The organism is Actinacidiphila guanduensis, from assembly GCF_900103985.1.
Taxonomy (GTDB): domain Bacteria; phylum Actinomycetota; class Actinomycetes; order Streptomycetales; family Streptomycetaceae; genus Actinacidiphila; species Actinacidiphila guanduensis.
Genome location: NZ_FNIE01000010.1, coordinates 18,690 through 39,834, shown reverse-complemented (window position 1 = coordinate 39,834; position 21,145 = coordinate 18,690). Strand labels below are relative to the sequence as shown.

Annotated in this window: 16 protein-coding genes; 8 read left to right on the top strand and 8 right to left on the bottom strand. The window is 73.6% G+C overall.

Going from position 1 to position 21,145, the window contains the following annotated elements; translation table 11 throughout:
- Positions 1-281: 281 nt before the first annotated feature.
- From BLR33_RS34420 to BLR33_RS22020, 3 genes are all read right to left on the bottom strand, one after another.
- A complete protein-coding gene (locus BLR33_RS34420) occupies positions 282-3,233 on the bottom strand; it encodes a hypothetical protein (protein WP_245771578.1) in 2,952 nt (983 codons plus the stop codon).
- The gene (locus BLR33_RS22025; RefSeq protein WP_107408907.1) at positions 3,233-5,068 is read right to left on the bottom strand and encodes an HSP90 family protein; all 1,836 of its coding nucleotides are present in this window, start codon (positions 5,066-5,068) and stop codon (positions 3,233-3,235) included. Before BLR33_RS22025 ends, BLR33_RS34420 begins: the two co-directional genes overlap by 1 nt.
- A gap of 161 nt (positions 5,069-5,229) precedes the next feature.
- Positions 5,230-6,153, bottom strand: coding sequence for a hypothetical protein (locus tag BLR33_RS22020; protein WP_093786500.1), 924 nt, complete (start codon positions 6,151-6,153; stop codon positions 5,230-5,232).
- A gap of 321 nt (positions 6,154-6,474) precedes the next feature.
- Between BLR33_RS22020 and BLR33_RS22015 the strand changes: the two genes are divergently transcribed.
- Both BLR33_RS22015 and BLR33_RS22010 read left to right on the top strand, forming a co-directional pair.
- The gene (locus BLR33_RS22015) at positions 6,475-7,191 is read left to right on the top strand and encodes a winged helix-turn-helix domain-containing protein (protein ID WP_093786297.1); all 717 of its coding nucleotides are present in this window, start codon (positions 6,475-6,477) and stop codon (positions 7,189-7,191) included.
- On the top strand, positions 7,184-7,915 hold the full coding sequence (locus BLR33_RS22010; protein WP_093786296.1) for an SRPBCC family protein: 732 nt from the start codon (positions 7,184-7,186) through the stop codon (positions 7,913-7,915). Before BLR33_RS22015 ends, BLR33_RS22010 begins: the two co-directional genes overlap by 8 nt.
- Before the next feature lie 87 nt (positions 7,916-8,002).
- Here BLR33_RS22010 and BLR33_RS22005 read toward each other — a convergent pair whose 3' ends face one another.
- Positions 8,003-8,806, bottom strand: coding sequence for a polysaccharide deacetylase family protein (locus BLR33_RS22005; RefSeq protein ID WP_093786295.1), 804 nt, complete (start codon positions 8,804-8,806; stop codon positions 8,003-8,005).
- Between the two features lie 344 nt (positions 8,807-9,150).
- Here BLR33_RS22005 and BLR33_RS22000 point away from each other — a divergent pair, with 344 nt between their 5' ends.
- Positions 9,151-10,203, top strand: coding sequence for a glycoside hydrolase family 11 protein (locus BLR33_RS22000; RefSeq protein ID WP_093786294.1), 1,053 nt, complete (start codon positions 9,151-9,153; stop codon positions 10,201-10,203).
- A gap of 306 nt (positions 10,204-10,509) precedes the next feature.
- On the top strand, positions 10,510-11,346 hold the full coding sequence (locus BLR33_RS21995) for a L,D-transpeptidase family protein (RefSeq protein WP_093786293.1): 837 nt from the start codon (positions 10,510-10,512) through the stop codon (positions 11,344-11,346).
- A 99-nt stretch (positions 11,347-11,445) separates the two neighbouring features.
- Here the strand turns inward: BLR33_RS21995 and BLR33_RS21990 are convergent, their stop codons facing one another.
- Positions 11,446-12,534: a phosphatidylinositol-specific phospholipase C domain-containing protein gene (locus BLR33_RS21990; protein WP_093786292.1), complete on the bottom strand. Its 1,089-nt coding sequence runs from the start codon at positions 12,532-12,534 to the stop codon at positions 11,446-11,448.
- A 435-nt stretch (positions 12,535-12,969) separates the two neighbouring features.
- On the opposite strand from BLR33_RS21990, the gene BLR33_RS21985 reads away from it, so the two are divergent.
- From BLR33_RS21985 to alc, 3 genes are all read left to right on the top strand, one after another.
- The gene (locus tag BLR33_RS21985) at positions 12,970-13,749 is read left to right on the top strand and encodes a crotonase/enoyl-CoA hydratase family protein (protein WP_093786291.1); all 780 of its coding nucleotides are present in this window, start codon (positions 12,970-12,972) and stop codon (positions 13,747-13,749) included.
- A 117-nt stretch (positions 13,750-13,866) separates the two neighbouring features.
- Positions 13,867-14,826, top strand: a complete 960-nt coding sequence (locus BLR33_RS21980; RefSeq protein WP_093786290.1) for a LysR family transcriptional regulator — start codon at positions 13,867-13,869, stop codon at positions 14,824-14,826.
- 170 nt (positions 14,827-14,996) lie between these two features.
- The gene (alc, locus tag BLR33_RS21975) at positions 14,997-16,172 is read left to right on the top strand and encodes an allantoicase (protein ID WP_407639710.1); all 1,176 of its coding nucleotides are present in this window, start codon (positions 14,997-14,999) and stop codon (positions 16,170-16,172) included.
- Between the two features lie 170 nt (positions 16,173-16,342).
- On the opposite strand, the gene BLR33_RS21970 is transcribed toward alc, so the two are convergent.
- The 3 genes from BLR33_RS21970 to BLR33_RS21960 all read right to left on the bottom strand — a co-directional run bounded on the left by BLR33_RS21970 (position 16,343) and on the right by BLR33_RS21960 (position 18,516).
- Positions 16,343-16,768 (bottom strand): ankyrin repeat domain-containing protein, encoded by a 426-nt coding sequence (locus tag BLR33_RS21970; protein WP_093786289.1) that lies wholly within the window; start codon positions 16,766-16,768, stop codon positions 16,343-16,345.
- Positions 16,769-16,777: 9 nt separating this feature from the next.
- On the bottom strand, positions 16,778-17,383 hold the full coding sequence (locus BLR33_RS21965) for a hypothetical protein (RefSeq protein WP_093786288.1): 606 nt from the start codon (positions 17,381-17,383) through the stop codon (positions 16,778-16,780).
- 209 nt (positions 17,384-17,592) lie between these two features.
- Positions 17,593-18,516, bottom strand: a complete 924-nt coding sequence (locus BLR33_RS21960) for a maleylpyruvate isomerase N-terminal domain-containing protein (RefSeq protein ID WP_093786287.1) — start codon at positions 18,514-18,516, stop codon at positions 17,593-17,595.
- 363 nt (positions 18,517-18,879) lie between these two features.
- Here BLR33_RS21960 and BLR33_RS21955 point away from each other — a divergent pair, with 363 nt between their 5' ends.
- Positions 18,880-20,991 (top strand): DUF5107 domain-containing protein, encoded by a 2,112-nt coding sequence (locus tag BLR33_RS21955; RefSeq protein WP_093786286.1) that lies wholly within the window; start codon positions 18,880-18,882, stop codon positions 20,989-20,991.
- The last annotated feature ends 154 nt before the right edge of the window (positions 20,992-21,145 follow it).

Below are 21,145 nucleotides of genomic sequence, written 5' to 3'. Positions count from 1 at the left end.
GGTTCGGCGGCGGTAGCGGTCGGTGGCAGGAACCGGCCGCAGCGGTTGACGGCAGGGGCGGACGGAGGTGCCGGGCGGCACCAGCGGGTGGCGGCGCCCTCTCCACCGAGCCGCAAGCCGAGCAGGCAGCGCAAGCCGAGCGGACCGCGCAAGCCGAGCCGGCCGCGCGCGCCGAGCCCCAATCGTGCCCGCCGCCCCGGCCGGTTCCGAGCCCGCCCCGGGCCGCATCGGTCCCCGGGGCGGGCTCCGTCCTTCCTGTCCTTCCAGGCGCCGTCTCCTCGTCAGCCCCCTTGCGCGCTCTTCTTGGCGTTCGCCTGGAGCCGGGTCCGCAGGGCGGTCAGGGTCTGTGCCGCCGCGGGGAGTTGGGCCGCCTCGCAGCGGGCGATGGTCTCGGTGAGGCGGGCGGTGGCCGCAGCGGGGTCGTGGAGGCCGTTCGCCTCGATGAGGGCGGCGATGCGGACCGCCTCCGCGCGCGGTTCCTCGCCGGGCGTGCCGCCCGACTCGTAGGCGGCGATGGCGCGTTCGATCTCGGCGAGCGCCTCGGGGTAGGACGCGGCGTCGGCGTAGGCGCGCGAGCGCTGGTAGTGCGTGGCGCCGGCCTGGTACCAGCGGGCGATGTCGGGGCTGTCGGCGGGGACTTCGGTGAGCAGCGCGTCGGCCTCCGCGAGGTGCCCGAGTGCGGCGTCGAGCCCTTCGGCCTCCCGTGCGGCCATCGTCAGGCGGGCGAACGTCCGCATCATCTGCAGGACAGCGCCCGGCCGCGGAGCCTGCCGGTGCGAGGCGACGGCCCGCGCGTACGCGGCCGCCGCGGCCTCCCACTGCCCGGCCTCCGCGAGGGCGACGGCGGCCTCGGAGGCCACCAGGGTGTGGGTGACCTGCTCGTCGGTCCACGCGGCCACGGTGTCGGCGAGGCCGATGAACTCCTCGGCGGCGGCGCGGTGTTCGCCCAGCGCGGCAAGGCCGCGGCCGAGGTTCAGCCGGATCTGCGCGACCAGCCGCGGGTCGAGCCCCGAGGTGTCGCCCAGCACCACCGACTCCAGGACGGCGACCGCGTCGGCCGTACGGTCCTGCGCGCCCAGCATGTCGGCGAGTTCGAGCCGCACCTGCGCGGCCTGGCCGGCGCTGCCCAGGGCCGGGGAGCGGTCGAACCGGTCGGCGGCCTCCGACAGGTGCCGTACCGCGGCCGCGGTGTCCCCGGCGGCGGCGCTCGCGTGGCCGAGCAGCGCGTGGAAGGGGGCGAGCGCCAGCGATTGGTCCGGCCAGCGGGCCGCGGCGGCAAGGGCCCGGTGACACAGTGCCACGGCCTCCTCCGGCCGGCCCCGGAACAGCTCGATCTGGGCGAGCAGGGCCAGCGGGCGCGGCGCGCGCCAGGGCTGGTCCGCCTCCTCCACCAGCTCCAGGGCCGCGCCGAGTTCGGCGGTGGCCCGCGTGAAGTCGCCACTGCGGGCGGCGACATCACCGGCGTACTGGCGGGCGGCACTGGCCCGCTGCGGGGAGCCGAGCCGCCCGGCCTCGTCGAGCAGCCGGTCCGCGGCGGCCTCGAATGCCGTCCGCACCTCCTCGCCGGCGTCCGGGAGTTCGGCGATCAGCCGGTGCCGGGCCACCATGGCGTCGCACTGCAGGACCGCCAGGTAGCGGTCGGGTTCGATCCGTTCCTCGGCCAGCAGCTCTTCGGCCGCGGCGAGTTGGGCCGCCAGCTCGGCGAGCGGTTCGGTGAGGTCGGCCGCCGGGTCGTCCTCGGCCGAGGCGACCACCGCGGTGGCGGCCCTGGCGCGTGCGGCGGCCGCACGGCCGGCGAGCCCGGCCTCGTCGTAGAGTCCGGCCGCCGTCAGCATCGCGGCGCGGGCCTGCGGCCACTCCTCGCGCTCGAAGCCCTCGAAGGCGGCCCGTTCGGCGAGTTCGGCGCGCAGCACCGCGAGCGGGCCGAGCGCGTCCTCGTCGTGCGTGTAGCCGTCGGCCTGCGTGCGGGCACGCACCAGGTCCCACAGCGGATCGGCGTCGGGACGGCCGATCCGCGTCAACTCCCGTGCGCGAGCCACCAGGTCGCCCAGCTCCTGCGGAACGGGCTCGGCGCCGGCGCCCGTTGCGGCGGCGGGGACCGCGCCCTCCGCGGCGCCCTCGGCGGAGGGCAGCACCGCCCGGATGCCCAGCACGAGCGGCTCGTCCAGCAACGGCTGCCGCGCCAGGCGTTCGCGTCGCCCCGCGCTCACCGCCGAGGTGCCATTGCGCGCGTCGAAGGCGCCCGCCAGGCGGTCGCCCTCGCCGGCGACGAAGGCCAGCAGCGCCTCCACCGTCCAGTTGCGGCCGGGCGGACCGGCCACCGCCAGGTCGCCGTGGCCCTGCGCGGCCAGCCGGCCGAGCAGCACCTGCACGCCTGTCATCCACTCCAGCCGGTCCAGTGGCGCGCCGACCACGTCGAACGTGGCCCGGTTCTCCGCCAGGATCTCCAGCCCGCGGGCCTCGTTGCGGGTCAGCGCGCAGAACTCCGCGTGCAGGCCCAGCACATGCGGCAGGTCCGGTTTGCCGCGCGCGAAGCGGTAGCCGGTCAGGTGGTGCGAGCGCGCCTCGTCCAGCCGGCCCGAACGCACCAGCGGCAGCAGCGCGTACGCCTTGCTGACGTACGGCTCCTCCAGGCACGTCTGGCCGCCTTCGAGCACCGGCTGCCACTCGCGCAGCGCCCGCGCGTCATCGCCCTCGGCGACGTGGAAGAGCGCCCGGTGCCGCGTCTCGCACGCCTCGCAGTCGCTGAGTTCCGTGCGCCCCCTGGTCGCCCACAGGTCGTACGCGGCCGCGCGGCCCACACCGGTGTGCGTGGCGATGTGGTGCCGCATCGCGTACACCGGCTGGAGGTCGTGGCCCGCCTTCTGGTACCGCTCGCGCATCTCGCCGAGCCAGCGCTCGATCGCGGTCAGCGGCACGTCGGGCACCTGGAGCAGCGCGGTGGCCACCCACTTGAAGCGCCAGTAGAACTGGTGCGCCTCCCACTCGCTGAACTCCTTGGGATGGCTGTCCCACAGCTGGGCGATGCGCGCGAACACCACCGGCGACTTGCGGTCCTCGCCGGAGTACGTGTAGGCCGACATCAGCTCGAAGAGCGCCGTGACCAGCGCGCCCTTCTCCTCGAACTGCTCGGCGGCCTCGACCAGTTCCTCGGCGCGCACGGTGCGCTGCCGCCCGTAATGCCGGTCGCTGTTCTCGCGCAGCGCCTCGAACACCGCGTCGGGGCTCTCCATCACCGCTCCTCGTGCATCGCGTGGTCCAGCAGGCCGATGAAGGCCCGGTTCAGCAGGGCGCTCTCCGAGGCCCGCAGCGGCCTCCTGGTCAGCAGCAGCGCCTGCCCGTACAGCGCCTCCACCGCTGTGACCGCAAGGCCGCGCTCGGTGATCGAGGCGGCCCTGCGCACCAGCGGGTTGAGGTGGTTGAGCACCAACTGGGCGCGCGGCGCCTCCGCACGCAGCGAGCCGAGGATGTCGGCCCACATCCCGTCGGCCTGCCCGGCCAGTTCGCTGCGCGAACGCTCGTGCCTGGCCTCCCTGTTGTCGAGCAGCAGCGCGGGCGCGCTGACCGGGTGGAAGGAGCGCAGCACCACGTCGCAGTCGAACTGCTCGACCACCTCGCGCGCGGTGTGCAGGAAGGCGGCCGCGGCCAGTTCCGCGGCCGGGTCCACCGCGTCCAGGTGCGCGGTCACCGTGGCCGGGTCGAGGTCCACCACCGAACTGCCCGGGCGGATCTCGGGCAGCCGGTGCACCAGGTCGCGGTCGTAGGCGTAGCCGCCGTTGACGACGCCGAGGCCGGCCGCCGCCGCGATCGGCGCCACCTGCCGGAACTCCTCGACGGTCTGCGTGACCAGCAGCACCGGGTGCGCGCGGGCGAACTCCTCCAGCGTGACATTGCCGTCGGTGGTCTCGAACGGCAGCCAGGGCAGCAGGAGTTTCAGCAGGTCGTCGTCGTAGCGGGCCAGAGCCTTGACGGCCAGGTGGTGGGTGGCGATGAAGCGGTGCAGCAGCGCCGGGTCGCTGGCCGACAGGCCGGTCAGCCAGTCGCGGATGCGGGCGCCCAGCGCGTCGCGGATCGCGGCCAGCGTCTCGTCCTCGTAGAGCGCCTCGCGCGAGGCGGTGGGCCGCAGGCTGTCGGCGTCCACCACGCAGCGGACGAAGAACGCCCATTCCGGCAGGAGTTCGTGCGCCTGGTCGGAGAGCAGCATGCCCTTCAGGTGCACCCGGTGGCCCGCCTGCCGCGAGGGGTGCACCGAGGTCGGCAGGACATAGGCGACACCGCGCAACCCCACCAGCGGCAGGTCGAGTTCGATGGTGTCCAGCGGGGTGAAGTCGAAAGTGGTGCGGCAGTGCTCGGCCAGCGCCTCGCGGCGGGCCGCCGGTGTGGCGTGCCGGACTTCCCACGGCGGCGGGGTGCCGTTGATCCGCTCGCCGTGCCCGTCCTCGTCGGCGACCGCGACCTCGTACCGGAGCAGGCTGCCGTAGTGGGCGGCCAGTTGGCGCACCCGCCCCGGCGTCGTCCACTCGGCGGCGTCCGCGCGGGGCACCAGGGTGACCGTCGTGCCGGGCTCCGGGCGGGCCGAGGCGGGCAGCGTGCGGATCGTGTAGCGGCCGTCGGAGCTGCCGCGCCACTCCACCGCGGGCGCGGCCGGGTCGGCGGCCGAGCGGGTGAGCACGGTGATGTCGTCGGCGACCACGAAACAGGCCAGCAGGCCGATGCCGAACTGGCCGATGAAGTCCGTGCGGGCGGAGGCCAATTGCTCGCCGTCCAGGCCGCTGCCGCCCGCGGCCCGCTTGGAGCTGCGGCCGATCGTGGCCAGGAAGCGGTGCACGTCCTGTTCGGTCAGGCCGACACCGCTGTCGGTGACGGTGAGCCGGCCGGGGCCGGTGCGGATCTCGATCCGCGCGGGCGCGCCCGCGTCGAGCGCGCGCCGGGCGGTGATGGCGTCCACCGCGTTCTGCATCAACTCGCGCAGGTAGACGCGGGGGCTGGAGTACAGGTGGTGCGAGAGGAGGTCCACCAGGCCGCGCAGGTCGACCTGGAACGTGTGCGTCGTTGAGGCGTCTGACACCGTGAAGCGGCTTTCCTGTCGGGCCGTCCGCCCGGGCGCGGGCGGACGGGGAGGGGCGCCCGGGCGTCATCCGGAGGAAGGCCGGGCCGGGTTCGGGCGGTTCAGGCGTACGGGCGCGGGCAGCCGACGGGGCTGCGGGCTTGCGGGCGGGCTGCCGCGGGTCAGCCCTTGGCGGCCCGGTTCCGGTGCAGTGTGAACGCCGCCACGGGGTCGGCGCTGAGGTACATCCACGGGAACTCGGTGACGGCGCCGTCGAGCACGTCGAACAGGTCGGCGGCCGCCGCGCGTTCACCGGCGAGCGAGAAGGCCATGGCGAAGGTGTTGAAGCCGCGCGTCCAGTCCTGCTCGCGCGGGTGGTCCGGGTGGTGCACCGAGCGCTCGGCGGCCTCGTACAGGTCCAGCACCACCTGCGGGTCGCGGAAGTAGCGCTCCTGCGCCTCGCGCGACTCGTCGAGCCAGTGCTCCAGGTGCGCCACGGCGACGAGTTCGCCGAGCCTGCCGCCCTCGGGAGCGGCCAGCATCGCCTCGCGGGCGAAGGCGTGCATCTGCTCGTGGGAGCCGCCCCACTTGCGGCACACCTGCTGCAACTGCTGCCGGTGCGCGGGCAGATGGAAGGGGGCGCGCCGTACCGTCGCCTCGAACCGCCGCTCGGCGATCACCGGCCCGACCTGGAGACCGCGCCCGGCGATCTGCAGGAAGTACCAGGGCGCGGCCCACTGCGGGGCGCGCTCGGCGGCCTCGTACAAGTGCCCCTGGGCCAGGGCCAGCCGCTGGTGGAAGAGCTCGAACTGCTCCCGGCTGACGTACTTGGCCATCTTGCGGGTGCGCGCCTCCCAGGCCCACTCGACCTGCCGGGCGCCCAGCGCCAGCAGGGCGAGCGCCGAGTCGGGTTCGGCGGCGACGGCGGCCGACAGGCACCGCTCCGCGCCGGGCACCAGCATCACGCCCTCGGCCAGCCAGGTCAGCAGCTCGTCGTCCCCCGCGTCGGCCGCGGCGGCCAGCGGGCCGCGTATGCCGGGCCAGTCGCCTGCCTGGGCGGCGGCGCGTACGGCGGCCAGCTGCGGATCGCCGTACGTGGGATCCATCCGCGGCTGCGCCGCCCGTCTGAACCAGGGCTTCCGATCGGCCGTACGGCGGCGGATCAGCGGCATACGGCACCCCCCTTCCTCTTCCCCCAGGGCCCGTGCCGGTACGTGCCCCCCGAACGGAGTACATATCACGGGTCCCTGACAGGACGATCACCGGTACGCCACCGGGTGATCAAGGTGTGCCGATGGTGTGCCGGCCCGGCTCCGCGCCGCACCGCTGGGCCCGGACGACCCCTCGCAGCCCTTGGCTGGTACCGCTCCGCCACCGACAATAAATGCGTGCTGGACAAAAAAAGTGTTCGGTGCGAGGGTGGGGACATGCTGGATGTGACCGTGATCGAGGACTCCGCGGCGGCCGCCGCCTCGCTCGACCCTGTACGGGCCGGGCTGCTTGCCGAACTGGCCGCGGGCCCCGCCTCGGCGGCGATGCTCGCCGCCCGCGTGGACCTGCCGCGCCAGAAGGTGAACTACCACCTGAAGGCCCTGGAGCGGCACGGCCTGGTCGAACTCGCGGGGGAGCGGCGCAAGGGCAACGTCACCGAGCGGCTGATGCGGGCGACCGCGGCCTCGTACGTGATCTCGCCCGCCGCACTGGCCGCCGTGCAGCCCGACCCGGACCGCTTCCGCGACCAGGCGTCGGCCCGCTGGCTGCTCGCGCTCGCCGCCCGTCTGGTGCGGGACGTGGGCGTGCTGATCACCGGCGCAGCCCGCGCCCGGCAGCGGGTGGCGACCTACGCCCTGGACGGCGAGGTGCGCTTCGCCTCCGCCGCCGAGCGGGCCGCGTTCGTCGCGGAGCTGACGCAGGGCGTGAGCGCGCTGATCGCGAAATACCACGCGGCCGGGGCCGAGGGCGGCCGCCCGCACCGGGTCGTCGTGGGCCTGCACCCGAGCGTGCGGCCGGAGACGCTCGCGGAACTCGGCGCCGCCCCTTCGCAGGGCGCCGCAGGTACCGGCGCGCGGGGCGCTGCCGTCACGCCCGGACCGGCCGCCGAGGAGACCACCACCGAGGAAGAAGGAGAGGGCAGCGATGTCTGAGCACGAGTTCGAGATCGTCCGGGAGTTCGAGGTCGAGCAGAGCCCGGAGCAGGTGTGGGCGGCGATCACCACCGGCACCGCCGGGTGGCTGTGGCCGATGGAGTACGAGCCGAAGGAGGGCGGCGCGGCCCCGTTCGGCGGCGTCGTGGCCGTCTGGGACCCGCCGCACCGGCTGGTCGCGCGGGCGTACGACCTGGAGGGCGTCCCGCAGACCTTCAACCAGCTCGACCACACCGTCGAGCCCGGCCCGGACGGCGGCAGCCGGGTGCGCTACGTGCACAGCGGGATCTTCGTCGAGAACTGGGAGGACCAGTACGACGGAGCGGACAAGCACACCGACTTCTACCTGCACACCCTGCGCGAGTACCTGCGCCACTTCGCCGGCCGGCCGGCGGCGTTCGCCACCGCGGACGGGCCCGCGGCGGCCGGTGCGGGCGACGCCCTCGCGGTGGCCGAGCGCGCGCTGCGGCTGCCGGCGGACGCCGCGGCCGGCGACACCGTCTCCGTGCTGCTGCCGGGCGCCGCGGCACAGGCGCCCGCCGTCCTGGACTTCCGCACCGACGACTTCGTCGGCCTGCGCACCCCGGACGCCATGTACCGGATCTTCGCCCGCAACAACTTCGGGGCGGTGCTGGGCCTTTCGATCCACGACTTCGCACCGGGCGCCGACTCCGCGCGGCTGGACCGGGACGCGCGCGAATGGCTCACGGCGACCTACGCGTGAGGCCGCTCGGGCGTGGGTCCATCTCCAAGTGGGGCCGCCCGCGCGTGAGGCGGCCCGTGCGCGAGCCGGCGCCCGGTGCGGGCGGGGCTACTTGTAGACCTTGCCCGGCACCGGCTTGCCGGGTGCGAGCAGCTGCTCGACGGTGACGAAGGTGTAACCGCGCTTCTGCAGCGTGGAGATGATCGGCGCCACTGACGCCACCGTGCCGTTGTAGCCCCGGTTCGTCGGGTCGACCAGGTCGTGCAGCAGGATGATCCCGTCCGGCTTGGTCTGCTTCAGTATCCGGCTGGCGATCAGCTTGGAGTCGGTGGTCCTGTAGTCGGCCCCGTTGGCGCTCCAGACCACCTCCGCCATCCCCAGCTCCTTGGCGATCCTGGTGACCTTGTCGCTGGTGCGGCCCTGCGGCGGGCGCAGCAGCATCGGGCGGACCCCGGTGACCTTCTGCACCGCGTCGCGGCCTTCGGTGATCTCCTTGCGCACCTCGTCCGAGCCGATCTTCGTCAGGATCTGGTGGCTCCAGGTCAGCGTCTCGACCTCGTGGCCCTGCGCGACCATGTCCCGGACCATCTGCGGGTGGACCATCACATGGTTCTTGCCGAGGGTGAAGAAGGTCGCGTGCACGTGGTACCGCGCGAGTATCGCCAGTATCTGAGGGGTGCGCACGCTGGGTCCCGCGTCGAAGGTGAGCGCCACGCACTTGGTCTTCCGGCAGTCCACGGGGCCGCCGGGGCCGGGCGCGAAGGCGGCGGCCCCGACGGCGGACACGTGCTGCCGCGCGGTCGCCGGCGACGTGCTGTGGTAGCCGTTGCAGCCGCTCAGCCCGAAGGTGAGGGCGGCCGCGGCCGCGAGCGTCGTCAGTGCGCGGGCGCGTCGCCTCAGGGTCGTGCGCATGCGGGAGTCCCCCCTGTCGGTTCACAGGGCCCGCACGCACGAGCCCGGAGGGCACTGTACACAGTGGGTATACAGGCTTCGCACACCTGTCCCCATTCATCCGGAAGAGGATCGAAAGTTTCGAGATTTTGCCCTGCTTGTATGGATCCTCCCATCCCTGAGACCCTCGGAAGTGACGAGTTTTCAGCGCCTGTACTCCTTGTCTGACGTGCGCAATTCGGCGGTCGACCGTCCTTGCCGGTCGGCGATCCTTTCGGAATCGTTGCCGAAAGTGTTGACAGTGTGACAGGGCGGTTCAACACTGTTCGGGCACCCGCCAGCCACCACAAGGAGGAAGTGCGCACATGACCGCCCTCGCCCCACCGAAGGGCCGCAGACCCGGCACCCTCAGGCTGCTGCTCAGCGCTGTCTGCACCATCGCACTGGTCGCCGTCGCGGCGCTGATCCTGCCCGGCACCGCCAACGCGGACACGGTCGTCTCGTCCAACCAGACCGGCACCAACAACGGCTACTTCTACTCGTTCTGGAGCGACGGCAACGGCTCGTCCTCCATGTCCCTGGGTTCCGGCGGCAGTTACAGCACCCAGTGGAACAACGTCGGCAACTTCGTGGCCGGCAAGGGCTGGAGCACCGGCTCGCGCCAGGCCGTGTCGTACTCCGGCAGCTTCAACACCTCGGGCAACGCCTACCTGTCGCTGTACGGGTGGACCACGAATCCGCTGGTCGAGTACTACATCGTGGACAACTACGGTTCGTACCGCCCCACCGGTACGTACAAGGGCACCGTCACCAGCGACGGCGGCACGTACGACATCTACGAGACGCAGCGGGTCAACGCGCCCTCGATCCAGGGCACCGCGACCTTCAACCAGTACTGGAGCGTCCGGCAGTCCAAGCGGACCGGCGGCACCATCACCGTCGGCAACCACTTCGACGCCTGGGCCTCCCACGGCATGAACCTCGGCAACTTCAACTACGAGATCCTCGCCACCGAGGGGTACCAGAGCAGCGGCAGTTCCAGCATCACCGTCGGCAGCGGCGGTGGCGGGACCGGCGGTACGACGGGTGGCAGTACCACCGGTGGGACGACCGGGAGTACGACCGGTGGGACCACCGGCGGCGGGGGCACCGGCTCCTGCACGGCGACCCTGTCGGCGGGCGAGCAGTGGAGCGACCGCTACAACCTCAACGTCGCCGTCACCGGCTCCAGCAACTGGACCGTCACCATGAACGTCCCCTCGCCCGAGAAGATCATCGCCACCTGGAACGTCTCCGCCAATTGGCCCAGCGCCCAGGTCCTGGTCGCCAAACCCAACGGCAACGGCAACAACTGGGGCGTCACCCTCCAGACCAACGGCACCTGGACCTGGCCTACCGTCTCCTGCTCGACAAGCTGACCGTCCGATCACCGCACCACCCGGCGCGGCGGCCTCCACGGGGCCGCCGCGCCCTCGGCGTGCCGGGCGCCGTTCGCGTTCCCCGGCCGGCCGCGTGCCGGGGTGCCGCGTCCGTGGTGCCCGGGCGCCGTAAACCTCGCGCCGCCGACCGTCCCCCTCGGACTCCCTCGCGCGGGGCTGCACAATCGTCCACGCGTGTGTTCCGCTCGCACGACCGTGCGCCACGAAGGTGACGTCAGGGACGAAACGGGCGGCCCCGGGGGTTGGGTGCGGGAGTTGGCCGCCAGGTTTGCAAGGATCGTCTCGATGACTGCCGCCCCCACCGACGCTCTCGACGAGCGCACCAGCCCACCCGACCCCGGACGCCGCCGGCACCGGGCGCCCCGACGTGCGGTGAAACGGACCGTGATCGCGACCTCCGTCGTCGCCGCGGCCCTCGCGCTGCTCGGCGCCGGTTACGTGGTCACCGGGGGCATCAGCGGCAGGTCCGCCGCCGACAACAACCGGGACGCCGTCCGCGGGAGCAGCGCCGCCGCCCCGGCCGACCCGCTGCCCACCGCCATCCCCGGCCTTGGCCCCAAGTTCCTCGCCCAAGTGCCCAGGAACAGCAGCCAGGTGCTGGTCGCGGTCGGCGCGGCCAAGGACTCCTCCGACGCGCTGGTCACCCTGTGGTCGCGCCGCCCCGACGGCCACTGGCACCCGGGCCCGGCCTGGCGCGGGCACAACGCGAAGGACGGCTGGACCACCGACCACCACGCCGGCGACCTGCACAGCCCGATCGGCGTCTTCACCCTCCACGACGCCGGCGGCTTCGACGCGGACCCGGGCACCAAGCTGCCCTACCACCACTCCGACGCCTTCCACGCCGGCGGCGTCGGTTTCGACGGCGAACCGCTGGACGACGCCTTCGACTACGTCATCGCGATCGACTACAACCGCGTCCCCGGCACCTCCCCGCTCGACGGCACGCAGCCGCTCGGCGCGGACAAGGGCGGCGGCATCTGGGTGCACGTCGACCACGGCGGGCCCACCCACGGCTGCGTCAGCGTGCCCGCCGACGACATGGTGGAGCTGCTGCGCACCCTCGACCCCGGCGACCACCCGGTGATCGTCATGGGCGACGGCGACTCGCTCGCCGAATAGCCCCTCCCTCCCGCCCGTACAACGCGGTCGAGGTGGTCACCCGCCGGACGCGGCAGGTGACCACCTCGACTGCTTCTCACCGTGCGGGCGCGGCCGGCATCAACCGCGCGGGAGCACCAGGGACTGCACGTCGCTCAGACCGCGCCAGTCGTTCGAGGCGATCGTCGCGTGGGCCTTGGCCAGTTGGGCGACCCGGGCCTGCGCGTCGGCCGACGACGGATTGACGTCGTCGAGCGTCGGCGCCACGTTCTGCGCGTCGGTCATGATCAGCAGGTAGTGGTGCGTGTCGTACCAGGAGGTGTCGATGCTGCCGTTGAGGTAGGTGGCGGCGTCACCGTCGAACACCACGAACCACGGCCGGATCGAGGTGTCGGAGTAGCGGGTGCGCGGGTCGCCGGACTGCGCGTTGTGCACCGCGGGGAAGATGTTCGCCTGGGACAGCTTGCCCTGGCTCTTCAGCGAGTTGAGGTACTGCGCGTACTCCTGGTCGGTCCACAGCGTGTCGGTGGGGTTGTTCTCCTCCACCGTGCCGGGGATGACCTCGATCAGCACCTTGCCCGCGAGCTGCTGGCGGGTGGGCCAGTTGCCCGCGGTGGCCGCCGCGTCCAGCGACGCGTACTGGCCGCCGCCGGGCTTGTTGAGCAGGTCGGAGGGCTTGTAGACGAGGTTGCCCAGGTGGCTGCTGATCGACTGGTCCAGCTTGGCCGGGCTCATGCCGAGGCTGGCCTGGAAACCGGCCTTCATCTCCAGCTTGATGATCAGCGGGCCGTGGCCGGGGTGGGCGCCGAGCCACACCCGCACGTCGTCCAGGCAGCTCTCCAGGTCCTTGTTCGCGCCGCCGGTGTAGAGGTCGGCGGGCGAGGACGCGTTGACGCAGTTGTTGCCGTTGCTGGTCAGGCTGTCGTGGCTGACCTTCCACTCCTGGGTGAACACGTCGTCCCAGACGTCGAGTTCGATCATCGACGTACCCGTGTCCAGCGCCTGCGCCAGGTACGGGAACGTGGACGGGTCGTAGGTGTTGTGCAGTCCGGAACCGGTGGTCCCGGAGAAGGGGAGCGAGTCGGTGTCCGCGGCGGCGGACGTGCCGCCCGCGGCACCGGCGGCCGTGATGGCCAGGCATGCGGTCAACAGGCCGAGCAGCGCGGCGCGAAGCCGGGACGGAACTCGGCGGAAGAGCGGACCGGTCACGTGTCCTCCTGTGGGGGTGTCTCTCCGTCAGGACGGTGACGGGCACGCGTGAATCGACGGAGACATGACACGTAACACGATCTGTCTTCCCTCTGTCACCTCCTCTTTCCAGCCGTCCCACACGAAATGGCGACCCCCGCGGAGGCAGTTGTCCGGGTTGCGGGGGATGGGGCCGGAGTGCGGGCGGAGGTTCGGTGCGGGTTCCGTGCGGTGCGGGTGCGGTGCCGGCCCGGTCGGTGGGGGTCCGGGCGGGTCGGGTGCGGGTCTGCTCCGGTGCGGGCCCGGTTGGGGGTGCCCGTTCCGTACGGTCGGGGATGCGCTGCAAGGTGGATGCGTCCGGATGCGGGCGCCAGTCCAGGGCGCAGGCTTCGACGGGGGCCCGGTGGCCGGATGCCCGGCCCATCCAAGGCCCCTTCCCTACCGAGGAGTTCACCGATGCCGCAGACCCAGCCGCCCGTCGTGCGGACCGAACGCAACGGCCCGGTCAGCACCGTTGTGCTGTCACGCCCTCAGGTGCGCAATGCCGTGGACGGGCCGACCGCCCGGGCACTCGCCGACGCCTTCCGGGAGTTCGATGCCGACGACGGGGCGTCCGTCGCCGTGCTGTGGGGCGAGGGCGGCACCTTCTGCGCCGGTGCCGATCTGAAGGTGATCGGCACCAAGCGCGGCAACCGGGTGTCGGCGGAAGGCGACGGGCCGATGGGCCCCACCCGGATGCGGCTGGGCAAGCCGGTGATCGCCGCCGTCGCCGGCCACGCGGTGGCCGGTGGGCTGGAGTTGGCGCTCTGGTGCGACCTGCGAGTGGTGGAGGAGGACGCGGTCCTCGGTGTCTTCTGCCGCCGCTGGGGCGTCCCGCTCATCGACGGCGGCACCGTCCGCCTGCCCCGGCTGATCGGCGCCGGCCGGGCCATGGATCTGGTGCTCACCGGCCGCCCCGTGGCCGCGGCCGAGGCGCTGGCCATCGGCCTGGCCGACCGCGTGGTCCCGCCCGGAACCGCCCGGGCCGCCGCCGAACAACTCGCCGCGCAGATCGCGGACTTCCCGCAGACCTGCCTGCGCGAGGACCGGCTCTCGCTCCTCGACCAGGAAGGCCGCTCCGAAGCCGACGCGCTCGCCGCCGAGTTGGCCCACGGGTGCATCTCGCTGCGCGAAGCCGCCGCGGGAGCGGCCCGGTTCGCCTCGGGTGAGGGAAGGCACGGCGCCCATCCGGCGTGAAAGGGGCTTGTGCGAAGGGAGGCGGTGTGAAGGGAGGCGGACTCGGCCGGGACGGCGCGCCGAGCTGTCCATGCAGGCAAAACGGAAAATCGTCTTGCGAATGTTTAGAGTGGCTGCATGAAGGATTGGGACTTCCGGAAGCTGCAGATCCTGCGCGCCCTGCACGAGGCAGGCACCGTGACGGCCGCCGCGGCCGCGCTGCGCATGACGCCCTCGGCGGTCTCGCAGCAACTGGCCGCGCTCTCCAAGCAGATAGGAGCACCTGTGCTGGAGGCGCGGGGGCGGGGCGTGCGGCTGACCGGGGCCGCGCACGTGCTGCTCCGCCACGCCGAGGTCGTGTTCGCCCAGCTGGAACGCGCCGGAGCCGAGTTGGACGGCTACGCGCGCGGGGACTCCGGACAGGTCACCGTCGGCACCATCGCCAGCGCGATCAGCCGGCTGGTCGTCCCGGCCGCCGAACTGCTGCGCGGGTCGGCACCCGGCATCACGGTGACCGTCCGCGAGGCCGAGGCGGCCGCGGTCTTCGAGGACCTGGCGGCGGGTGAGATCGACATCGCCGTCTCGCTCGTTGTGGACGCCCCCTCCGCGCGCGACCCGCGCTTCGCGCTGTCCCCGCTGCTGGTCGACCCCCTGGACGCGGCACTTCCCGCCGATCACCCGCTCGCCTCCGTCCCGGGACTGCGCCTGTCCCAACTCGCCCGCGAGCCTTGGATCTTCGGTGCCCGCGGCCCCTGGCGCGAGATCACCCTCGCCGCGTGCGCCGAGGCCGGGTTCGTCCCCGAGCAGGCGCACTCCGCCACCGACTGGCCGGCGATCCTCGCGCTCGTCGCCGGCGGGATGGGCGTCGCGCTCGTGCCGCGCATGGTGACGGCCCGCGGCTCGCGCGGCATGGCGGTGCGCCCGCTGGACGCCGACCGGCCGCGGCGCCGGATCGTCGGCGCCGTGCGCGCGGGCGCGGAGGACGCGCCCCTGCCGCGCCGGGTCCTGGCCGCGATGCGGCAGGCAGCGGAACTCACCTATGTCGACGATCTTGAAGATCCACTGAATGAAGAGTTCAGAAGTTTTCGATGGACGTGAATGGTGGGTGGGGCGGAGAGTGGAGGCACGAAAGGACGTGTGAGGCAGGGACGGGCATGCGGCGGGCGGACCGGGCGTTCGCGGTGCCGCAGACAGACGGGGAGGTGGACGGGATGGGGCGTGCGGTGGGGCCTCGGAGCGAGGGTGCGGGGCGGCCGACGAGCGGTGTCGTGGGTGCGGATGCCTCGGGCGAGGCAGGTGACGCAGGCGAGGGCGGTGAGGCGGCGTGCACGGCGCTGACCGACTTCACCGGCGACGCGCTGCCGTACGGCGGGGGGAACCCCTTCGCGGACTACCGGCGGGCCGAGCTGCCGTTCGCGGGCCTGACCGAGCTGACGGACCGCAGGCTCGGCGCCGGCGTCGTGGCGGCTGACGACGAGTTCTTCGCCGAGCGGGAAAATCTGCTGGTGCCAGGCCCCGCCGTCTTCGACCCCGAGCGGTTCGGTCACAAGGGCAAGGTGATGGACGGCTGGGAGACCCGCAGGCGGCGTGGCGCCTCGGCCGCCCACCCGCACCCGCTGGAAGGGGACCACGACTGGGCCCTGGTCCGGCTCGCGGTCCCGGGTGTGGTCCGAGGGATCGTCGTGGACACCGCCCACTTCCGCGGCAACTACCCGCACTCGGTCTCGGTGGAAGCCGCCACCCTGCCCTCCTCGGCATCCCCTGCCGAGCTGCTCGACGCGGCGGTGCCGTGGACGCCGCTCGTGCCGCGCACCCGAGTCGGCGGCCATGCGGAGAACGCCTTCGCGACCCGCCTGGAGCGCCGCTTCTCCCACGTCCGGCTGCGCCAGTACCCCGACGGCGGAGTGGCCCGGCTGCGCGTCTACGGCGAGGTGGCCCCCGACCCCGTATGGCTCGCCGCCCTCGGCACCTTCGACCTGGCGGCCCTGGAGCACGGCGGCAGTGTCGAGGACGCCTCCGACCGCTTCTACTCCCCGCCCGAGCACACCATCCTGCCCGGTCGCTCGCAGCAGATGGACGACGGCTGGGAGACCCGCAGGCGCCGCGACCAGGGCCACGACTGGATCCGGTACCGGCTGGCGGAGCAGGGTGTCATCCGGGCGATAGAGATCGACACGGCCTACCTGAAGGGCAATTCCGCGGGATGGGCCGAACTGTGGATACGCGATGGCGTGGACGGCCCCTGGACGCCGCTGCTGGAGCGGGTCCGGTTGCAGCCGGACACCCTCCACCGCTTCCTGGTCGCACCTGAGGCGCAGCACCCGGCCACCCATGTACGGCTCGACGTCTTCCCGGACGGCGGGATATCCCGGCTGCGGCTGCACGGTTCGCTCACCGAGGAGGGTGCCGCCCGGCTGGCCGCGCGGACGCGGGCGATCAGCTGAGGGTGGTCGCCCGGGAGCGGTGGTGCTGCTGCCCGGGCGAGCGCGGGACGCGCGGGCGTGAGGTGGGCGAAGGGTGATGGGCGCAGGCGGAAGGGTGGGCGCCGGGGCCTGTCAGGGGCATCATCAGGTGGCCTCTCAGGGGCGCCCACCAAGTGGGCCTGTTGCTGGGTCTATTGGGCGCCGAAGAGCTTGAGCAGATCGGTCTTGCCGAAGATGCGGGCGGTGTCGATCGCGGAGGGCCGCCCTGCCGCGGGGTTGGCGCCGCTGTCGAGGAGGGCGGCGATGATCTCCTGCTCGCCCTTGAACACCGCGCCGGCGAGCGGGGTCTGGCCGTGGTCGTTGGCGCGGTCCGCCTCGGCGCCGCGGTGCAGCAGGGCGCGGACGGTGTCCACATGGCCGTGGTAGGCGGCGAGCATCAGCAGGGTGTCGCCGCGGTCGTTGGTGAGGTTCGCCGGCACACCGGCATCGACATAGGCGGCCAGCTTGTCGGTGTCGCCCTGCCGGGCCAGGTCGAAGACCTGGGCGGCGAGTTGGAGGACCTCCGGGTCGTGCGCGGGCTCGGGCTCTGCGGCGGGATCGGGGGAGTGCTCGCTCATGCGGCCACCCTACGCAGGGCAGCGGCCGTTGAAGAAGGAGATCACCACATGCCGCGCCGGGCCGTTGCCGACGCGGACGTCGATGGGGACGCAGGCCCGGCCGTCCCCGGCGACGAAGAAGGCACCGAGGAAGGAGGTGGCGCCGTCGGGACAGGCGTGGAAGGTGACCGCCGGGGTGGGCGCGCCGTACTCGCCGCCGAACTCCAGCCCGGCGCGGGCTCGTTCTGTGGCGCCGACGGTCACGGTGACGACGGAGTCGGGCTGCACCAGGGAGTCGACGCGGTAGTGCCAGCCGCCGCCGTTCTCGATCCCGTGGTCGTGCTGGTCGCCGCCGGTCAGGTCGGCCAGCCCGTGCCAGGTGAGCGGGCCGACGACGATGTCGCCGGCACCGGAGGACGGCGAGGCGGTGCCGGAGGTCCGCGGGTGCGAGGTGCGCGAGGGAGCGCCGGAGGCGTGGCCCGAAGGAGAGGAGGGAGTGGCACGGCGCGGGGAGGCGGAAGCTGTGCCGGAGTTCGGGGAGTCAGTCGGAGAGTCGGGAGGTGCGCTGGTGGAGGTAGCGGAGTTCGGCGACGGGGTGAAACCGCGGAGCGGGTCGGGGCGGTCCCGGAAGGTCATGCCGTCCGCGCAAGGCACCGGCCGGGGGTGGTCGATACTCCCGACCGGTGGGGGAGCGGACGCGCCCGAGGGGGCGGCGGTGGCCTTCGCGTCCGAATGAGAACCGATGGAGCAACCGGCGAGCAACGCCAGAGCCGCGGTCGCGGCCCACGGGAATCGCCATGCTCGTCCTGACATGGGCATCACTCCTCAGTCAGGACGGTACGTCGTCAATCGAACGGCTGCCAGACCACCAGTTGCCGTACCAACTCCTCGTCACCGGAGACCCGCAGGGCACGGGCGCCCCACGGGACCCGTCGGAAGAGGGTGAGCAGGAGGTCGCCGGCCGGGCCCGCGACCACAGCGCCGGGTTCGAGCCCCTCGCCGGGACCGACGCGGACGGCGGAGGCCCCGGTGGCGTCGAGGACGAGCGTCCAGGCCGGCCCCTCGTCGCTGACCAGGGCGACCCGCGCGGGCGCGTGCGGCCAGCCGTCCGTGGAGCCGAGGCCGATGTGCAGGAACTCGTCCACGGCCTCCAGAGCGAGGTCGGGCGGCACCGGGAGCGGGGTGCCCGCAGCGGCCTGGGCGTCACGGGCGAGGACGACCACTTCCTGCAGGTGGTGCCGGGCGACGGCGCCACTGGTGGCAGGGCTGCCGGTCTCGGCCCACCAGGTCCAGCACTCGGCGTCGGGCCCGGCCGTACGCAGGGCGTCGAGCAGGAGCCGGGTGGAGCGGGCGGACTGCTCGGCGAGGAGGGCGAGGTCGGGACGGCCGTCCGGGGTGTCGGGACGGTTCGTGCGGTCAGGGCCGTAGGAGCCGTGTGGGCCGTTCGCGCTGTCGGGGCGGTCCGGTTGGTCGGTGTCGTCCGCGCTGTCCTGGTTCTTCGGGTGGTCCGGGTCGGCGTGGGCGGGTTCGGTGGGCGGGTGGGTCGCGGGGCCGGCGGCGACGGTGGCCGCCCAGAAGCGTTGGACCTCGCTGAGGTGGCGGAGCAGGTCCCGGGCGGTCCAGTCCGGGCAGCCCGGCACGCGTGCGTCGGCGGGGGCGTTCAGCGCGGCGGTCCGCAGCACGGCCGAGCGCTCCTCGATCGACTCCAGGCGTTCGGCGAACCCCGGCGCCCGGAACGGTACGGGCGACGGGGAGGGCGAAGTCGTCATGGCCACCGTTCTAGCAGCGCCCGCCACCGACATGCGGGGGATCGCGCGGGACTTCGCCGCAGCCGCTAAGCTGGCACGTTCGCCGGCGGGCCGGGTGGGGCGGTTGGGGCCCAAGTGGCCGTGTGCCGGCGGCAGACGGCCTGCGCGGGAGCCGCGGAGGGGCAGATGGCTGACGCATGGGGCAGTGGCCGGCTGGGAGTCCCGAGCGCCTGCGCGGCATCGGGCAAACAAGGATTCTGCCCGGTCGCGGGGGCGGGCAATCGGGTGGGCGGGGTATCTGGAAAAGGCGGGCGGGAGGTTGTTCCATGGTCATCACAGGGCCGCTGGCGGGGCGGCCACCTGCGGCGGATGAGGTGGCCGGACGTGGCAACGACGGTGCGACGCAGTGCGGTGACGCTTCCGGCCGCGCCCCTGGGTCCGGAGAACCCGCTGCCCGCGCTGCGGCCGCTGGACGAGGCGCACCGGGTCGAGTCCGCCGAACTGCGCGGGCTGCCCCCGGACATGGCCCGGCAGATCGGGTACGGGGCGCTGCGTTCGGTGCTGCCGGTGCGGTTGCGCGACGGGTACGGGCGGGACCGGGCGCCGGCGGAGTTCGAGGCGCTGGTCGTGGAGAACGAGCGGCTGCGGGCCACGGTGCTGCCCGGCCTCGGCGGCCGGCTGTACTCGCTGCTGCACAAGCCGAGCGGCCGCGAACTGCTCTACCGCAACCCGGTGTTCCAGCCCGCCGACTTCGGCCTGGCCGGGGCCTGGTTCTCCGGCGGGGTGGAGTGGAACCTGGGGGCCACCGGCCACGCCGCCCACACCTGCGCTCCCGTGCACGCCGCCCGCGTACCGGCTCCCGACGGCGGGGAGATGCTGCGGCTGTGGGAGTGGGAACGGCTGCGCGACCTGCCCTTCCAGGTCGACCTGTGGCTGCCGGCCGACTCCGACTTCCTCTACGTCGGCATCCGGGTGCGCAACCCGCACGACCGCACGGTGCCGGCCTACTGGTGGTCCAACACCGCGGTCCCCGAGACGCCCGGCACACGGGTGCTCGCCCCGGCCGAGGCCGCCTGGCACTTCGACTACCGCCGCTCGCTGAGCCGGGTCCGGTTCCCCGAGGGCCGCGACGACGGGCCGGAGGCCGACGCGAGCCGTCCGGCGCGGGCCGAGTACGCCGCCGACTACTTCTTCGACGTTCCCGAGGGCGAGCGGCCCTGGATCACCGCGCTGGACGCCGAGGGCCGCGGCCTGGTGCAGACCTCCACCGATCGGCTGCGCGGCCGCAAGCTGTTCCTCTGGGGCGCGGGCAGCGGCGGCCGACGCTGGCAGGAGTGGCTGACCGAGCCCGGCAGCGGCGGGTATCTGGAGATCCAGGCCGGCCTGGCCCGCACCCAGCTGGAGCACATCCCGATGCCGGCCGAGTCCGAGTTCGGCTGGTTGGAGGCGTATGGGCCGCTGAGCGCGGACCCCGCCGTCGTGCACGGCGCCGACTGGGCCGCCGCGCGGGCCGAGGTGGCGCGGCGGCTGGCAGCCGGGCTGCCGCGTGCGGCGGTGGAGGAGGCGTACACCGCCTGGCGTGCGCATGCCGACGCGGACCCCGAGGAGATCCTGGCGGCCGGCAGCGGGTGGGGCGCCCTGGAGGTCGAGCGCGGCCCGTTCGACCTGCCGGGCACACCGTTCCCCGCGGCCACGATGGGGCCCGAGCAGAAGCCGTGGCTGGAACTGCTCGTCGCCGGAGTGGTCCCGCGGCCCGCGCCCGCGGCGCCGCCCGGACCCTGCCCGGTCTCCCCGCCGTGGCGCGAGCTGCTGGAGGCCGCGGACACCTTCCGCGGCAGCGAGTGGCACCGCGACTACCAGCTCGGCATCGCCCAATGGGCCGCCGGTGACCGGGCGCAGGCCGTCCGCAGCTGGCAGCGCGCCCAGGCCGCGCACCCGACCCCCTGGGCGCTGCGCGCCCTCGCCGTCGCCGAGGCCGCCGAGGGGGAGGCGAAGCGCGCCGCCGAACTGTACGCGGCGGCGTTCGAGGCACTGGCCGGCAGCGTGCTCGCCCCCGCCGCGGAGCCCGGACAACCCGACGCCGTACGGGAGTCGGCGCGCACGGTGCAGCGCGCCCTGGCGCTGGAGGCGGTGTCCGCGCTGCTCGCCGCCGACCGCCCCGACGACGCCGCCCGCGTCCTGGACCACCCTGTACCGCCCGGCACCGCGCCCCTGGACGACGGCCGTTTCCGGCTGCTGCGGGCCCGTACCGCCCTCGCCCAGGGCGAACCGGCCCGTGCCCGCGCCCTCTTCGACGAGGGCATCGAGGTCGCCGACCTGCGCGAGGGCGCCGAGGAACTTTCCGACACCTGGTACGCCGTAGCCGAGGCACTACTCGCCGCCGGGGCGCCCGTGGACGACGCGGTACGAGCCCGCGCCCGCCGCGAGCACCCGCTGCCCGCCCGCTACGACTTCGCCATGCGCCCACAGAACCCGCCCCCGCCGCAGGCGGGTTGACCCGCGCGACCCAGTACGGTCCGGCCCGCTGGCCGGAGAGCTGTGGTGCCGTACCACGCGGGCCGTGCGCCTGCGGCGCAGCCGCCGGTCACCGGAGTGGTGCTGCAGAATCCGCCTGCGCCATGGGCTGGTTGACTCGCGCGTGCCAGTAGGG

Coding starts and splice junctions, on each gene's coding strand:
- BLR33_RS34420 (WP_245771578.1), bottom strand. CDS start 3,233: ATGGAGAGCCCCGACGCGGTGTTCGAGGCGCTGCGCGAGAACAGCGAC.
- BLR33_RS22020 (WP_093786500.1), bottom strand. CDS start 6,153: ATGGATCCCACGTACGGCGATCCGCAGCTGGCCGCCGTACGCGCCGCC.
- BLR33_RS22015 (WP_093786297.1), top strand. CDS start 6,475: ATGCTGGATGTGACCGTGATCGAGGACTCCGCGGCGGCCGCCGCCTCG.
- BLR33_RS22010 (WP_093786296.1), top strand. CDS start 7,184: ATGTCTGAGCACGAGTTCGAGATCGTCCGGGAGTTCGAGGTCGAGCAG.
- BLR33_RS22005 (WP_093786295.1), bottom strand. CDS start 8,806: ATGCGCACGACCCTGAGGCGACGCGCCCGCGCACTGACGACGCTCGCG.
- BLR33_RS22000 (WP_093786294.1), top strand. CDS start 9,151: ATGACCGCCCTCGCCCCACCGAAGGGCCGCAGACCCGGCACCCTCAGG.
- BLR33_RS21995 (WP_093786293.1), top strand. CDS start 10,510: ATGACTGCCGCCCCCACCGACGCTCTCGACGAGCGCACCAGCCCACCC.
- BLR33_RS21985 (WP_093786291.1), top strand. CDS start 12,970: ATGCCGCAGACCCAGCCGCCCGTCGTGCGGACCGAACGCAACGGCCCG.
- BLR33_RS21980 (WP_093786290.1), top strand. CDS start 13,867: ATGAAGGATTGGGACTTCCGGAAGCTGCAGATCCTGCGCGCCCTGCAC.
- BLR33_RS21970 (WP_093786289.1), bottom strand. CDS start 16,768: ATGAGCGAGCACTCCCCCGATCCCGCCGCAGAGCCCGAGCCCGCGCAC.
- BLR33_RS21965 (WP_093786288.1), bottom strand. CDS start 17,383: ATGACCTTCCGGGACCGCCCCGACCCGCTCCGCGGTTTCACCCCGTCG.
- BLR33_RS21960 (WP_093786287.1), bottom strand. CDS start 18,516: ATGACGACTTCGCCCTCCCCGTCGCCCGTACCGTTCCGGGCGCCGGGG.